Origin of the sequence: Halorussus salilacus, assembly GCF_024138125.1 — an archaeon.
In the GTDB taxonomy this organism is placed as follows: Archaea; Halobacteriota; Halobacteria; order Halobacteriales; family Haladaptataceae; genus Halorussus; species Halorussus salilacus.
This window is the reverse complement of record NZ_CP099993.1, coordinates 2,689,120-2,703,617: the sequence shown is the minus strand read 5'-3', so window position 1 is coordinate 2,703,617 and position 14,498 is coordinate 2,689,120. Positions and strand designations below refer to the sequence as shown.

General features: G+C 67.9%; 13 protein-coding genes. 1 reads left to right on the top strand and 12 read right to left on the bottom strand.

Going from position 1 to position 14,498, the window contains the following annotated elements:
• Positions 1–679 precede the first annotated feature (679 nt).
• From NGM10_RS13970 to NGM10_RS13960, 3 genes are all read right to left on the bottom strand, one after another.
• Entirely contained in the window at positions 680–1,927 is a 1,248-nt protein-coding gene (locus NGM10_RS13970) for a carboxylate--amine ligase (RefSeq protein ID WP_253479735.1), read from the bottom strand.
• Between the two features lie 84 nt (positions 1,928–2,011).
• A complete protein-coding gene (locus NGM10_RS13965) occupies positions 2,012–2,650 on the bottom strand; it encodes an alpha/beta hydrolase (RefSeq protein ID WP_253479734.1) in 639 nt (212 codons plus the stop codon).
• A 1-nt stretch (position 2,651) separates the two neighbouring features.
• On the bottom strand, positions 2,652–2,816 hold the full coding sequence (locus NGM10_RS13960) for a hypothetical protein (RefSeq protein ID WP_253479733.1): 165 nt from the start codon (positions 2,814–2,816) through the stop codon (positions 2,652–2,654).
• Between the two features lie 383 nt (positions 2,817–3,199).
• Between NGM10_RS13960 and NGM10_RS13955 the strand changes: the two genes are divergently transcribed.
• Positions 3,200–3,532 carry a winged helix-turn-helix transcriptional regulator gene (locus tag NGM10_RS13955; protein ID WP_253479732.1) on the top strand — a complete coding sequence of 111 codons (333 nt, stop codon included), beginning with the start codon at positions 3,200–3,202 and terminating at the stop codon, positions 3,530–3,532.
• Between the two features lie 102 nt (positions 3,533–3,634).
• On the opposite strand, the gene NGM10_RS13950 is transcribed toward NGM10_RS13955, so the two are convergent.
• From NGM10_RS13950 to NGM10_RS13910, 9 genes are all read right to left on the bottom strand, one after another.
• Positions 3,635–4,726, bottom strand: coding sequence for a S1C family serine protease (locus tag NGM10_RS13950; RefSeq protein WP_253479729.1), 1,092 nt, complete (start codon positions 4,724–4,726; stop codon positions 3,635–3,637).
• Between the two features lie 96 nt (positions 4,727–4,822).
• A complete protein-coding gene (locus NGM10_RS13945) occupies positions 4,823–5,203 on the bottom strand; it encodes a DUF8022 family protein (protein WP_368408631.1) in 381 nt (126 codons plus the stop codon).
• A gap of 2 nt (positions 5,204–5,205) precedes the next feature.
• On the bottom strand, positions 5,206–6,750 hold the full coding sequence (locus NGM10_RS13940; protein WP_368408630.1) for an acyl-CoA carboxylase subunit beta: 1,545 nt from the start codon (positions 6,748–6,750) through the stop codon (positions 5,206–5,208).
• Positions 6,751–6,992: 242 nt separating this feature from the next.
• Positions 6,993–8,327, bottom strand: coding sequence for a sodium-dependent transporter (locus tag NGM10_RS13935; protein WP_253479723.1), 1,335 nt, complete (start codon positions 8,325–8,327; stop codon positions 6,993–6,995).
• A gap of 320 nt (positions 8,328–8,647) precedes the next feature.
• Positions 8,648–9,985 (bottom strand): sodium-dependent transporter, encoded by a 1,338-nt coding sequence (locus NGM10_RS13930; RefSeq protein WP_253479720.1) that lies wholly within the window; start codon positions 9,983–9,985, stop codon positions 8,648–8,650.
• 120 nt (positions 9,986–10,105) lie between these two features.
• Entirely contained in the window at positions 10,106–10,834 is a 729-nt protein-coding gene (locus NGM10_RS13925; protein WP_253479718.1) for an SDR family NAD(P)-dependent oxidoreductase, read from the bottom strand.
• Positions 10,835–10,897: 63 nt separating this feature from the next.
• Positions 10,898–11,680: a sugar phosphate isomerase/epimerase family protein gene (locus NGM10_RS13920; protein WP_253479717.1), complete on the bottom strand. Its 783-nt coding sequence runs from the start codon at positions 11,678–11,680 to the stop codon at positions 10,898–10,900.
• A complete protein-coding gene (locus NGM10_RS13915; protein WP_253479716.1) occupies positions 11,677–13,383 on the bottom strand; it encodes an HAD-IIA family hydrolase in 1,707 nt (568 codons plus the stop codon). The genes NGM10_RS13920 and NGM10_RS13915 overlap by 4 nt, the downstream gene beginning before the upstream one ends.
• Before the next feature lie 146 nt (positions 13,384–13,529).
• On the bottom strand, positions 13,530–14,420 hold the full coding sequence (locus NGM10_RS13910; RefSeq protein WP_253479715.1) for a glycerophosphodiester phosphodiesterase: 891 nt from the start codon (positions 14,418–14,420) through the stop codon (positions 13,530–13,532).
• Positions 14,421–14,498: the final 78 nt, after the last annotated feature.

Sequence of the window (14,498 nt, the reverse complement as noted above, 5' to 3'; positions counted from 1 at the left end):
AAACGGCAACAGACACACGAAATCTGTATAGGTGCGCCAAGCGACCGAGGTTATCCGTATCAATTCGCAGTTTCAGGAACACTCGAAAAGAGTGCTCAACCTCGGCAGGCCCCTATAAATCCAGACCGGTCTGATATACGCGACCCCGAAGACGACATTGATGGATCGGGATGTCGCGTTCACGGAGCGACACAAGGCGGATGGGATTGCTACGCTTTCTCTGGTGACATCATCGCATTCAGTGTTCCCGAACAATGGGCAAATCAGTACACGATTTATGTGGATGGTAGTGAACAGGCCGCCAGCAGGCTACAGACTACCCAAGACCCAAGTACAGTAGCCTGTGGTAGCGAGTCAGGAACCACCGATAGTACAGATAGCGACCCACGGGAATCAGAAGGTCAATCGGACGGCTGGTGTCCCCTTGATAACCAAATCACGATTTATGCGACAGAGACCGGATCGAAGCCGATTACGTACGACATCGCGGTATCAGGCCAGTTGGAGTTGGAAAACGGACAACGAGTATCTCGTACCCGTGGAACACTTGACCCGGGCGGAAGTCTACGCCCCTCAGTAGAGTTTCCGTACTCCGGGGACTTGACGCGTCTCGATATCGACGGAATGGGTAGCGTTCGTATCCAGCAGGAAAACCCCTGCTAATCGAGTGTCTCCTCTGTCACTCCCCCACCAGTTTCCACGCGGGCCACTCCATCCGCCACTCCTTCGACGCCCCGACGACCACGTTCCGGAGGTCCCTGACGAACGGCTTCGGGTCGTCGGCGTCCAGATAGTCGAACCGCGGGTGGCGCGCGGTGGACGTCACCACGTCGGCCAGTCCCCGGAGAAACGAGGGTCGTTCGACCAGCGGATAGTCCTCGAACAGGATGCTGTGGAGGTAGAGGAGTTCGCCCCGGAGGAGGTGTCCCGCGATGCCGACCGCGTACTCCGGTTCGGCGTCCAGAGTGTGTCCGGCCGCCTGTCGCCAGTAGTAGTAGGGGAAATCGACGCCCGCCCGGACGGTGAACGGCAACGAAGTCCAGAACCGGGGATTGACCTCCATGAGTTCGAACTGGCCGGTCTCGGGATTCCGGAGGAACTCGACCATCGCGAGGCCGTGCCAGTCGAGTTCGTCGAGTAGCGCCCGTCCCGCCGCGTCGAGTTCGGGGATGTCGACCGACTCGCGGTACGCGCTCGGTCCCCCCGAGTACTTGTAGCCCCGGCGCTGGCGGTGCTGGAAGGTCGCGACCGCCTCGCCCTCGTCGTAGAGCGCGAAGAAGCCGTACTCGTCGGAGTCCGGGACGTACTCCTGAACGAGTGGGACGTGGCCCATCTCGGCGACCAGTTCGTCGCGGTCGGGCGTCTCGCCGGGCGCGACGAAGGTGGTCGAGTGCGACTGGCCGTGGCTCTCGGCCACGTCGAGGTACTCCTCGGCGTGGACCGTGTACCGGGGCTTGACGATGACCTCGCGGTCCCAGTCGGTCCACTCGTCGACGGTCGCGGTCTCGGGCGCGGCCACGCCCGCAGTCCGGGCGGCGTCGAAGAGTTCGACGCGGTCCTGGACCGAACGCAGGGTGTCGAGGTCGGGCCACGGCGTTCCCACGCGCTCGGCGAACGCCTCGCGGTGTCTGGCCAGCACGTACACGTCCTCCTCGCGGACCGGGACGACGGTCCGAACGTCGTCGCGGTCGGCCAGCGAGAGCAACGCTTCGGCGTAGGCGTCCAGATCGACGGCCGGGTCGGGCGTCGTGACCCGCTCGGTGCAGTACTTCGAACCGAGGCCCGGCATCGCCGGGTCCTCGGAGATCGCGACGGTCGGAACACCGCGTCGCCCGAGCGACCGGAGGCAGGCGACGCTACTCGCCGCGTCGATTATCGGGACGACGACCCCCCTCGCGGCCGACGCTGGATTTGTATCCCCACTCATGTAGAAGTCCGATTTCTGCCATGCAGGCTATGACGCGTACCGGAATAAGCGTTTCTGCGGGCGACGGCGTCGCCGGGTTCCGGGTCAGTCGACGAGGTCGGCGAGCATGTCGGCCACGAACTCGATCTCGTCTTCGTTGACGGTGTGGCCCATCCCCTCGTAGATGCGCTCGGTCACGTTGCCGCCCAGTTCCTCGAACACCGCGGCGGTCTCGTGGACTCGTTCGAGGGGGATGTGAGGGTCGCGGTCGCTACACCCAAGGAAGACCGGCGTCCCGTCCAGCGACCCCTCGTAGTCGCGGGGCGTCCCCTCGGGGCCGATGACGCCGCCGCTGTACGCCGCGAGACCGCCGTACCGCCGGGCGTTGCGCGCGACGAACTCGCTGGCGAGGCAGGCCCCCTGCGAGAACCCGAGCAGGAGGACCCGGTCGGTCGGGATTCCCGCGTCGTTCAGCGTCTCGACCGCGTCGGCGACCGCCCGCAGGCCCGACGACAGTCCGGGTTCGTTCGAGTCCATCGGGGCCGTGAACGAGTTGGGGTACCACGTCCCCCTGCGGGCCTGCGGGGCGACGTAGGCGACGCCCTCGACGCCGAACTCCCCGGCCATCCCGAGGATTCCCCGCGCGCTCGCGCCGCGACCGTGGACCATCACGGCCCCGGCGTCGGCGTCGGCCGGGTCGGTACCGGCCGTCGCGAGCGGTTGGTCCTGGTGGGGTCCGGCCATCTCAGTTCACCTCCGCGGGGTCGAGCGATTCGGGGGCGGTCCTCGCGGAGTCGAGGGATTCGGGAGGGGTCGGTCGGGACTCGATGCGCTCGCGGTCGTCTTCGAGTCGGGGCGGGGTCCCGGACGCGGCGGTCGCGCGGTGGACCCGTCGTGCGTGTGGTGTCATGGTCGGTGAGTGAGACGGCCTCGCCGGGGCGGCCGCGTCCGCTGGACGCGGCCGCCCCGGCGAGCCGATTGCGTCCCGCCATCCGCTACGCTCCCGACCCCCTTAGGCGCTCGCCGACGCGAGCGCCACCGGGTGACGCTCGCGTCATCGGTCGCGCCGAGGACCGACCGGTGGTGACCCGGGTCGGTCGGACGGACGGGTCGACCGCCCGGAATCGCCAGAGGGCGGGGCGTACTGGTTCGTACTGTTTTGTACTGGAATGTACTGGCCCGTACCGGCCGGGACCCGCGAGGGTCGACCCCCACCGGGGGCCGACTGCGGTTTCACATCGTTACCTGATTCGAAGAGGAACCTATATCCGGCCGCGGCGACTACCGCCGACGATGGCGACGAGCGACCAGCAGACGGTGAAAGAACACAACGAGGGGGCGTGCTCGGTGGTCGATTCCCTCGAACAGATCGGCTCCCAGTGGCGGCTCATCGTACTCCACGACCTTCAAGAGGGTGAAAAGCGGTTCAACGAACTCAAGCGCTCGACCGGCGCGAGTTCCCGGACCCTCTCGCGCGTACTCGACGACCTCCAGGAGATGGAGTTCGTGACCCGGCGACTGGAGGAGGACGCGCCGGTCGCGACCTACTACAGCCTCACGGAGAAGGGCGCGTCGCTGTGTCCCGTCTTCGACGAGATAGCTGAGTGGGCCGACGAGTGGCTCTGAGATAGGCCGGGACGCTCGCGCGCCGCCACGGTCACTGCGTCCTTCCGGGCACCCGGCGCGTCGTCACGAGCGGAGGTCCGGCTCCGCGGTCACGTCCCGCCCTCACGCGCCCGGATTCTCGGGCCGCGAGCCGAGTTCGAGTTCCACGGTCCGCTCGCTCGCGTCCCGGAGGACGGTGAGTTCGACCGTCTCGCCCGGTCGCGTCCGGAGCGCGAGGTAGCTCCCGAGGTCCTCCGACGTTTCGAGTTCCGCGTCGCCGATGGCGAGCAACACGTCGCCGCCGACGGGGACGCGCCTTCCGTCGACCGTCTCGGTCTCGCCCGCCCGGAGCACTCCCTCGCTGGGGCCGCCCTCCACGACGCGGGTCACGATGAGTCCCCGCGGCTCGTCGAGGTCGTTTGCCTCCGCGATGGTCGGCGTGACGTTGGTGAAGGAGACGCCCACGAAGGAGTGTTCGTACTCGCCCGTCTCGATGAGCCGTGGGACGACCCGCCGGGTGAGCGCCGACGAGATGCCGAACCCGATGTTGTCGCCGCCGCCGGAGTTGATGACCGCGACGACCCGGCCGTCGACCGACATCAGCGGGCCGCCGCTGTTGCCGGGGTTGACCGCGGCGTCGGTCTGGACCGCGTCGGGGATTCGGTAGCCCGTCGGGGCCGGAATCGACCGGTCGGTGCCGCTCACGACCCCGGTCGTGAGCGAGCCGTTCAGGTCGTAGGGGTTGCCGATGGCGACGACCTCCTGACCGATGGCCGGGTCGGCCTCGGCGAACGGGAGCGCGCTTGCAGACGACGGCGTCGTTCCGACCTCGACCGCCGCGAGGTCGCTGTGGGCGTCGGTGCCGACGACCTCGCCCTCGCTCCACTCGCCCTGCGCGAACCGGACGTTCACCGACTCGGCGTCGCCGACGACGTGGGCGTTGGTGACGACGTGCGAGTCGTCGAACGCGAACCCGGTTCCCTGCCCCTGGTCGGCTCGGACCATCACGACCGAGTCGACCGCGTTCCTGTACACCTCGGTGTACACGCTGTCGGACCCGGATTCGGGGTCTGTCGCGGTCGTCGTCCCGGTGTCGGACTCGGTGGTGGTCGCGTCCTGTCCGGGAGCAGACGCGCTACACCCCGCGAGGCTGGCGGCGAGCGCGGCTCCCCCGAGTTCGAGAAACCGCCGACGACTGGGCGTCGAATCGGACATACTGGTACGCAGTTGCGGCTCTGAGTTCCTATACTTTCCGCAGGTGAGGCCGGTCGAACGAGAGGCCTCAGAATCGGTCGAACGAGAGGAGAGGCCTCAGAACCGGTCGGCGCGTCCGGCCGCCGCCCACGCGTCGGTGGGCGCGCCGGTCGGGACCCGACCGGCGCGCCCGCTCAGCCCCCGCAATCGACCCGCGAACGACCAGCGTTCGCCGTCCCACGTCTCCTCGTCGTCCGACTCGGCGGCGGCCGCCGCGGCCTCTTGGGCGCGGAGGTGCGCGCCGATGGCCGCCGCGATGGCAGCGGCCTCCTCGTCGGTGGCGTCGTCGGGAATCGCGAGGTCGGCGTCTGCCAGCGGGCCAGCGGCCGCTGGCCCGCTGGCAGACGCGGGCGATTTTCGGGCCGCGTCGTCGGAGTCGGCGTCGGAGTCGGCGTCCGACGCCGACTCCTCGCGCTCGTCTGGATGGCTCCTCGCCATGGTCACAGCGGGATGTTGCCGTGCTTCTTGTCGGGCTGCTCGTCGCGCTTGCTCGCGAGCATCTCGAGGTCGTCGATGAGTCGCGGGCGGGTGTCCTGGGGTTCGAGCACGTCGTCGACGAACCCGCGGTCGGCCGCGGTGTAGGGGTTGGCGAACTCCTCGCGGTACTCCTCGATGAGCTCCTCGCGGCGGGCCTCGGTGTCCTCGGCCTCGTCGAGTTCGTCGTCGTAGAGGATGTTGACCGCGCCCTTCGGGCCCATCACCGCGATTTCCGCGGTGGGCCACGCGTAGTTGACGTCGGCACCGATGTGCTTGCTCGCCATCACGTCGTACGCGCCGCCGTAGGCCTTGCGGGTGATGACCGTGAGCAGGGGGACCGTGGCCTCCGAGTAGGCGTACAGGAGCTTCGCGCCGTGGCGGATGATGCCGCCGTGCTCCTGGTCGGTGCCGGGCATGAAGCCGGGCACGTCCACGAACGTCAGGATGGGGACGTTGAAGGAGTCGCAGAACCGGACGAACCGCGCGGCCTTCTCGCTGGACTCGATGTCGAGGGTGCCCGCGTTCACCCGGGGCTGGTTCGCCACCACGCCGACCGACCGGCCGTCGAGTCGCGCGAACCCGACGACGATGTTCTTGGCGTAGCCCTCCTGAACCTCGAAGAACGAGTCCTCGTCGACCACCCCGTCGATGACCCGGGTCATGTCGTAGGGCTTCTTGGGCTGGTCAGGCACCACGTTCGTCAGCTCCTCGTCGCGCCGGTCGGGGTCGTCCCACGGTTCGACCCGCGGGGGGTCCTCGACGTTGTTCTGGGGGACGTAGGATAGCAGGCGGCGGATGTCGTCGAGGGCCTCCTTCTCGTCGGCCTCCGAGAAGTGCGCGACCCCGGAGGTCGACTCGTGGGTCTTCGCGCCGCCCAGTTCCTCGAAGGTCACCTGCTCGCCCGTGACCGTCTCGATGACGTCCGGGCCGGTGATGAACATGTGGCTGGTGTCCTCGACCATGAAGATGAAGTCGGTGATGGCCGGGGAGTAGACCGCGCCGCCAGCGCAGGGTCCCATGATGGCCGATATCTGGGGGATGACGCCCGACGCCTCGGTGTTGCGCCGGAAGATTTCGGCGTAGCCCGCGAGCGAGGCGACGCCCTCCTGGATGCGCGCCCCCGCCGAGTCGTTGAGACCGACGACGGGCGCGCCGACCTCCATCGCCTTGTCCATCACCTTGCAGACCTTCTCGGCGAACACCTCGCCGAGCGACCCGCCGAAGACGGTGAAGTCGTGGGCGAACACGAACGTCTTCCGGCCGTTGACCTCCCCGTAGCCCGTCACCACGCCGTCGCCGTACACCTGCTTTTCCTCCATCCCGAAGTTGTGGCTCTGGTGGGTCCGGAGCTGGTCGAACTCGTTGAAGGTGCCGTCGTCGAGGAAGTAGTCGATGCGCTCGCGCGCGGTCATCTTGCCCTTCTCGTGCTGAGACTCGATACGGTCCTCGCCGCCGCCCTTCAGCGCCTCCTCGCGCTTCTCGCGGAGTTCGTCTAGCTTGTCCTCCATCGTCATGGTCGTCGCTCCCTCCGATGGCTACTCATTGAGCGATTGCAGGACCACGGCGCGGAAAAGCGTTGCTAAAGTGCGATTCGGGGTGAAGGGAAGTGAGTGGATTTGGAATTTCAGGGGTAGCGAGGTCCTCGAAAGCCCCCGGCCCCTTTCAGTCCCACCCCGATGGTTCGGTCGGCAATACCGTCCCCCGGTTCGGTCGGCCGACTATCGCGCGACCGAACGCCCCGACCACCGCCTCAGAGTCCGATACCGGCCAGCGCGAGCAGATTCACCGCGAGCGTCCCGAGCAGGAACAGCGGGAGGATGGTCCGGACGCTCCAGAGCCACGCGGGACCGAGCGCCCGAACGCCGGGGCTCGCGCCGGTCGAGAACTCCTCGACGGCGTCCTTCCCGAGAACCCACCCGACGAACACGAGGAAGCCAGCGAGTCCGGCGGTCAGCATCAGGTCGACCAGCGTGCCCGCGACGAACCCGAACAGTCCGGGATTCAGCGCGTTCGCACCTCCGGTGAACAGGACCACGCCCGCGAGCGCGAGCGTGGCGGTCCGGCGCTCGACGTCGTGTTCGTCCACGAGGTACGCGACCGGAATCTCGAGCATGCTGATGGACGACGAGAGGGCCGCGAGCACGACGACGCCGAAGAACGCCATCGCGAGCGCGCGTCCGAACGGGACCTGCGAGAACGCGCCAGCGAGTCCCACGAACAGCGCGCCCTCCCCGCCGCCAGCGGCCGGGCCGGTCAGTTCGCCGAACGTCGCGAACAGTAGGGGAAAGACGACGAGGCCCGCGAGGACGCCCACGCCGGTGTTCAGCACCGCGATGGCGCTCCCGTCGAACGCGAGGTTGTGGTCGTCGCCCAGATACGACGCGTAGGTGATCATCGTGCCGACGCCCAGCGAGAGGGTGAAAAGCGCCTGCCCGGCCGCCGACCCCAGCACGGCAAAGAAGTTCTCCTGCAGGTAGCCAGCGTCGAAGTCGAGGTAGAACGACAGGCCCGCGCCCGCGCCGGGTTGGGAGATGGCCCACCCCGCCAGCGCGACCAGCAGGACGACGATGGCGGGCATCATCACCTTGGTCGCCTTCTCGATGCCGTCCCGGACCCCGCCGACCACGATGAGCGCGGTCAGCGCGAGGAAGCCGACGTGGAACCCGACCGCCTCCGGACCGAACGCGATGGCGTCGAAGTACGCGCCGGGTTCGCCGAAGTACGACCCGGTGGCGCTCGCGAGGAAGTACCGGAGAATCCAGCCGCCGACGACGCTGTAGAACGAGAGCAGGACGACGCCGGTCACGACGCCGAACAGCCCGACCGCCCCCCACGATTTCGACCCCGAGGAGAGCCGGTAGAGCGCGCCCGCGGGGTTCCGCTGGGAGCGCCGCCCGATGACGAACTCCGCGAGCAGTCCCGGCACCCCGACAAGCAGGATGATGGCGAGGTAGACGACCAGAAACGCGCTCCCGCCGTTGTCGGCGGTCATCCACGGGAAGCGCCAGATGTTGCCAAGTCCGACCGCGCTCCCGACCGCCGCGAGGATGAAGCCGAGGCGCGTGTGCCACGATTCGCGTGTCATTGCTACGCACTCGCGCCCCGGGGTTCAAGAGGCTTTTGAGTTTAGAATCGTTGATTCGGAGATATAATGCTCTTTCAGGCCAAATTCAGGATTTTCCGACCGGAGTCCGACCCATAAAAATAGATATCGATTAGGTTCCGTAGATTTCTAGCCGGTATCCCGGGTCCGAAGCGACGATTCATAGACGATGCTTCGGGGAGTCGTCGGGCGAGCGGCCGACGCGGCGTCGGCCGCTCGGAACCGAACCGCACCGAACCGAGCGGCGACGCTACCGCTGGGCGGCCGTCGAGTCCGAAAAAACGTCCGTGGTCGCGAGTTGGCTAGAAGTACGCTCCCGAGCTGAGACCCTCCGAGAGCGACTGGATGCCGAGGTAGAGGGTCATCAGGAGCACGATGGGGATGACGACCCGAACCCACCACAGCCAGCCGGTGGCGAACGACGAGCCCAGCGACGAGCCGCGGCCGAGTTCGTCGACGAGGTCGGTGTCGGCGATCCATCCCGCGAAGATCGCGAGCATCAGCACCGCGACCGGAAGCAGGAGTTCGAACACGAGGTCGTTGTAGAAGTCGAGCCACGTCGTGCCGAAGGTCGCGGGCACCCCGACGAGGAAGATGCCCAGACCCAGCACCACGGCGGTCGTCGAGCGCCCGTAGCCGTAGTTCTCGCTGACGTACGACACCGGGACTTCGAGGAGGCTGATGGAACTGGAGAGCGCGGCGAACAGCAGGACCACGAAGAAGCTGATCCCGAGGATCTCGCCCGCGGGGAGGCTACCGAACCCGCTCGCGATGGCGATGAACGCCGTGCCCGCACCGCCGCTCCCCGCTTCCGCCAGCCCGATGGTCGAGGACAGGAGCGGGAAGACGACGAAGCCAGCCAGCAACGCGATGAGGGTGTTGACGACGACGATGGCCCCGCCGTCTGCGGGGAGGCTGTCGTCGCGCCCGAGATACGACGCGTACGCGATCATGACGCTGAACCCGAGCGAGAGGGTGAAGAACGCCTGCCCCATCGCTGGCGGCACGATGGACCAGAAGTTCTCGACGATGACGCCGAAGTCGGGCGAGAGGTAGTAGCTGTAGCCCGCGCTCGCCCCGTCGAGCGTCGCCGCCCAGACGCCGAGTCCGACGAGGAGGGCGATGATGGCGGGAATCATGAACTTGGTCGCCCGCTCGATACCGTCTGTGACGCCGAGCGCGACGATACCGATGGTCAGCGCCATGAAGACGGCGTGGGTGCCGATGGCGGTCGGGCCTTCGGCCACCGAGCCGAAGAACGTCGTCGGGTCGCCGAAGTACGCGCCGGTGGCGCTCCCGAGGATATAGCTGAGGACCCAGCCGCCGACGACGCTGTAGAACGCCAACGTCACCAGCGAACAGAACAGCCCGAATCCGCCGGTGAACGACCACTGGCCGTGTCCGATCTGCTTGAACGCCTCCACGGGGTTGCGCTCGCCGCGCCGACCGATGACGAACTCGATCATCATGGTCGGGAAGCCGATGAGGAACACGGCCGCCAGGTAGACGACGAGGAACGCCGCACCGCCGTTCGACGCCGTCTGGAACGGAAACGACCAGATGTTCCCGAGGCCGACCGCGCTCCCGACGGCGGCGAAGATGAATCCGATTCTGCTCGTCCACGTCTCACGTTGTGCCATGTGTACGCTTGTCTTTCCCAAGCGGGTATTAAAAGTTATACGATTCGCAAGATAGCAGGCAAATTTCTCCGGGAATCTCCGGGCAGGAAAGCGATTCGGGGGTCGAAACCCGACGAACGGTCACGCCTCGCCGTAGACGGGGACTGCCGCGCCGCTGGTGACCGAAGTCGCGTCCGAGCAGAGCGCGAGGACGGTCGTCGCGATGTCGGCGGGGGCGACCCACGTCTCGTGGTCGGCGTCGGGCATCATCTCGCGGTTCGCGGGCGTGTCGATGACGCTGGGCATCACCGCGTTTGCCCGGACCTCGCCGGAGTTCTCCTCGGCGAGCGTCTCGGTCAGCAGGCGCACCCCCGCCTTCGACGCCCGGTAGAGACCGTCGCCCTCGCCGCCTTCGAGCGACGACCGGGCAGAGACCGAGACGATAGCGCCCCCGCGGTCGTCCCCTTCACCGCCCTCCCGGAGGTGGGGCAGGGCGTGCTTGCTCGCGAGGAACGTCGTCTTGAGGTTCACGTCGAACAGGAAGTCGAAGGTGTCGGCGTCGGTCTCCTCGATGGGCGTTCCTCCCCGCCACGTCCCCGCGACGTTGGCGAGGTAGTCGAGGCCGCCGTGGTCCTCGACGACCTCGGAGACGACGCGCTCGACCGACTCCTCGTCGGTGAAGTCGCCTTGGTAGAACTGAATCCCCTCGCCCGCGTCGAGCAGTGCGTCCTCGTCGTCGGGTTCGACCACGTCGGCCGCGGCAACGGTCGCGCCCGCGTCGGCGAACGCCTCGCAGACCGCACTTCCGAGTGCGCCGCTTGCGCCGGTCACGAGCGCCACGCTCCCGTCGAAGTCGAAACTGACGTTCATGGGCGAACCGACGACGGCCGCGGCGATAAAGGTCGGGTGCGACTCGGCGGGCCAGCCCTCGGCTCAGAGGAACTCCGAGAGTTTCCGGGCGCTCAGCGCCAAGTAGTCGAAGTCGAAGGTGTACACCTCCGCGGAGACCGTTCCGTCCCAGCCCTCGCGGAGGGGCGCGAGCGCGGTCTCGAAGTCGGTCGTCCCCGACCCGGTCGGGACGTGTTCGTCGCGGTCCTCGCGGGCGTCGTTGACGTGGACGTGGCTCACCCGGTCGCCGCGGTCGTCGAGGAACGCCGCCATCTCCTCGGCGTCCATCCCGTCGACCCGGGCGTGGCCGGTGTCGAACGTCATCGCGGCGTCGGTCTCGGCGAACACCGTCTCGAAGTCGTGGACCGTGAATCGGACGCTCGGGAGGTTCTCGACGCAGACCGCCACGTCGCGGTCGGCCGCGTACCCGTCGAGTTCGCGGACCGAGTCCAGCAGGTGGGGTCGAACGTCGTTAAACGTCCATTCAGGCGGCGACGCGTGGGAGCTCGCGTGGAGGACCGCCTTCTCCGCGCCCATCGACGCCGCGGCGTCGATGCAGGCGCGGTGCTCGTCGAGGGCGGCCTCCCGGACCCGGTCGCGGGGCGTCCCGAGGTCGAGGTCGGCGAACGGCAGGTGGACCAGCAGGTCCAGTCCCGCCGAATCGGTCGCCTCGGCGACCGATTCGGCGTCGAGGGCGGTCCGCTCGGTCGAGCCGTCCATGTACAGTTCCACGAAGTCGAAGCCGATGCGCTCGCCCTGTTCGACCGCCTCGCGCCACGAGACGGCTCCGGTGTGGGTCTGGGTCACGTACCCCGTCCGGACGCTCACGACTCGTCGTCCTCCGCCCGCGGCGGGAGCGTCGCGCTCCCGCCGTCGGTCTCGGTCGCCAGTTCGCCGTCGCTCGGCTCCGAGGTCGCCTCGCGCGTCCCCGACTCGGCGGTCTGTGCGCGTTCGTCGGCGACCGGGTCGCCAGCGATAAACCGGGTCAGCGTCCCCACGCTCGGGGCGACCAGCGTCGGAGCGAGGTCGCTTCGCTCGGCGTCGAGCCGGTCGGCGTCGCCGGTCAGCACGCAGACCGACTCGCATCCGACGTTGTCGGCGAGCCGCACGTCGGTTTCGAGCCGGTCGCCGACCACGACCACGTCGGCCGGGTCGTACCCCTCGGCGTCGAGGACGTGAGAGACCATCTCGGGGTTCGGCTTGCCGAACACCCGCGAGGGGTGGCGGTCGGTCGCGCGCTCTATCATCGCGCCGATGGAGCCACAGTCGGGGACGAACCCCTCGGCGGTGGGACAGACGTCGTCCGGATGGGCGAGGAGGAAGGTCGCGCCGTCCCGGATGGCGAGGGTCGCCTCGCGGGCCTTCTCGTAGGTGAGTTCGGTGTCGAAGCCGACCACCACGGCGTCTGCATCGCCCGAATCCCCGGAGTCGCTCGAATCGCCCGAATCGCCCGAGTCCCCGGGGTCGACCACCTCGACTCCGTGTCCGGCCAGCGCCTCCCGCATGGCCTCGGTGCCGAGGACGTACACCCGGCCCGCGTCCGACCGCCGGAGGTGGTCGATGACCCCGTCGGTCGAGAGCAGGACGCGTTCCTGCTCGACGGGCACGCCGAGCGAGTCGAGTTTCTCGGCGTAGTCGTCTTTCCACCCCGAGGAGTTGTTCGACAGGAAGTAGACGTCCACCCCGCGCTCGCTGAGGCGCTCGACCAGTTCGCTCGCGCCGTCGACGAGGTCGTCGTCGAGGTACATCGTGCCGTCGAGGTCGAAGAAGGCCGCCTCCTTCGAGCCGAGGTCCGACAGCGACGAGAACCGGACGTCGGCCGCCCGGAGGTCGTCGAAGTCGTCTATCTCGACCCACTCGCGGCCCGACACGTCGGCCGGTTCCACGTCGTGTTCGCGCGACCGGACGAGGCGGTCGATGGCGGCCTCGGTCCAGTCGCCGTAGTCGCCCTCGCGCTCTACGGTCCGGGTAATCTCGTCGAACAGCATCTCCGAAAACTCGGCGGAGAAGCGATACACGTCGGTCGAGACGCCGTGAGCCACGTTCTCGGGAACGTCCTTGGAGATGTGGCTCACCAGTCCCCGGTCGTCGGCCGTGACCTTCATCGACTCCTCGGAGTAGTTCCCGCGGTCGCACGCGACGGCGCTGTCCGCGTCCGAATCGAGGAGGTCGGCGAGCAGTTCCGGCTCGAACACCACGTCGCCGTTGCTGAGGACGAACTGCTCGCCGGAGACCGCCTCGCGGGCGAGGTACAGCGAGTACATGTTGTCGGTGTTGGCGTACACGTCGCTCTCGACGACCGTCACGTCGAGGTCGGGACGCTCGGCCGTCACCGACTCGCACAGCGCCCGCGTCCGGTCGGCGAGATACCCCGCGACGACCGTCACGTCGGTCACCCCCGCGTCGGCGTAGGCGTGCAGTTGGTGTTCGAGCACCGGCCGACCGTCGACCGAGATGCAACTCTTCGGCTCGTGAAGCGTGAGCGGGCGCAATCGAGAACCGATTCCCGCCGCTAATACTACCCCCTTCATGGATATAGTGCTCAATAGCGCAACGTATCTGTTGATAATCCTACTGGCCTCGCTTCACTTCGGAATCAAACTGAACAGACAGTTCAGAATCCGTAGAAGAACCCTCCGGCATCGGGGCGGCCGACCCGGGCCGCCGCGGGACGACCTCAGTCGTCGGCGAGTCCGGCGTCGTCACCGAACTGCAACACCCCGGGGTAGTCGGCGATGACGCCGTCGACCCCCGCCCGCCGGAGCTGGGCGGCCTGATACCAGCTCTGGACGGTCCAGACGTTGACCGTCCGGCCCTCTCGGTGGGCCGTCTCGACGAGGTCCACGTCCTCGTACGGGCCGAGCGAGCCGTACTCGGCGTTGAACAGCGGCGTGCCCGAGATCATGTTCCACGGCGCGTGGACCGCCTCGCAGTCGTACCGGCGGGCGACCTCCATCCCGTCGGCGACCGACTCGGCGAACACCGCCGCGACCGGAATCGAGGGGTCGACCGCCCGGACCGCCGCGAGCGCGCCCTCCGCGAACGACGAGACGAGCACGTCGTTTTCGCAGTCGGCGAGCGTCGAGACGACGCGCTCGGCGAAGTCGAGCCAGAGGTCGCGCTGGGCTGGGCGGTCATCGCGCGGGAGGTTCTCGCGGGGGCGCACCCCGGTCGAACCGGGGTTCTTGAACTCGACGTTCACGCCGACCTCGGGCGGGAGCGCGTCGAGAACGTCGGCGAGTCGGGGAATCGACTCGCCGGTCCCGAGCACCTCCAGTTGCGTGAGTTTCTCGTAGGGCGTCTCCCAGACGAACCGGTCGGCGAGGTCGGCGGGCGCGTCGGTCACCCGGCCGAGTTCGAAGTCGTGGAACGCGACCACCTCGCCGTCGGCGGTCGGCATCACGTCGACCTCGACCATCTCGGGTCGAACGTCGAGTCCGGTCGCGGCCTGCTCGAAGGCCGCGACCGTGTTCTCGGGGTGGACGCCCGCGAAGCCGCGGTGCGCGATGAGCGTTGGAGCGTCTTGGTTCGTCGCCTGCCGTTCGGTCGTACCGGTCGTGCCAGACATGTTGTGTTCGGTGTGACGCCGGGCGGCGGGCCGCCCGGCGTCCTGCCACCACGACCGGGGGTTGGCACAAGCGGGACT

Excerpts from the sequence above, each read along its gene's own strand:
- NGM10_RS13970 (WP_253479735.1), bottom strand. The coding sequence starts at position 1,927 with ATGAGTGGGGATACAAATCCAGCGTCGGCCGCGAGGGGGGTCGTCGTC.
- NGM10_RS13965 (WP_253479734.1), bottom strand. The coding sequence starts at position 2,650 with ATGGCCGGACCCCACCAGGACCAACCGCTCGCGACGGCCGGTACCGAC.
- NGM10_RS13960 (WP_253479733.1), bottom strand. The coding sequence starts at position 2,816 with ATGACACCACACGCACGACGGGTCCACCGCGCGACCGCCGCGTCCGGG.
- NGM10_RS13955 (WP_253479732.1), top strand. The coding sequence starts at position 3,200 with ATGGCGACGAGCGACCAGCAGACGGTGAAAGAACACAACGAGGGGGCG.
- NGM10_RS13950 (WP_253479729.1), bottom strand. The coding sequence starts at position 4,726 with ATGTCCGATTCGACGCCCAGTCGTCGGCGGTTTCTCGAACTCGGGGGA.
- NGM10_RS13945 (WP_368408631.1), bottom strand. The coding sequence starts at position 5,203 with ATGGCGAGGAGCCATCCAGACGAGCGCGAGGAGTCGGCGTCGGACGCC.
- NGM10_RS13940 (WP_368408630.1), bottom strand. The coding sequence starts at position 6,750 with ATGGAGGACAAGCTAGACGAACTCCGCGAGAAGCGCGAGGAGGCGCTG.
- NGM10_RS13935 (WP_253479723.1), bottom strand. The coding sequence starts at position 8,327 with ATGACACGCGAATCGTGGCACACGCGCCTCGGCTTCATCCTCGCGGCG.
- NGM10_RS13930 (WP_253479720.1), bottom strand. The coding sequence starts at position 9,985 with ATGGCACAACGTGAGACGTGGACGAGCAGAATCGGATTCATCTTCGCC.
- NGM10_RS13925 (WP_253479718.1), bottom strand. The coding sequence starts at position 10,834 with ATGAACGTCAGTTTCGACTTCGACGGGAGCGTGGCGCTCGTGACCGGC.
- NGM10_RS13915 (WP_253479716.1), bottom strand. The coding sequence starts at position 13,383 with ATGAAGGGGGTAGTATTAGCGGCGGGAATCGGTTCTCGATTGCGCCCG.
- NGM10_RS13910 (WP_253479715.1), bottom strand. The coding sequence starts at position 14,420 with ATGTCTGGCACGACCGGTACGACCGAACGGCAGGCGACGAACCAAGAC.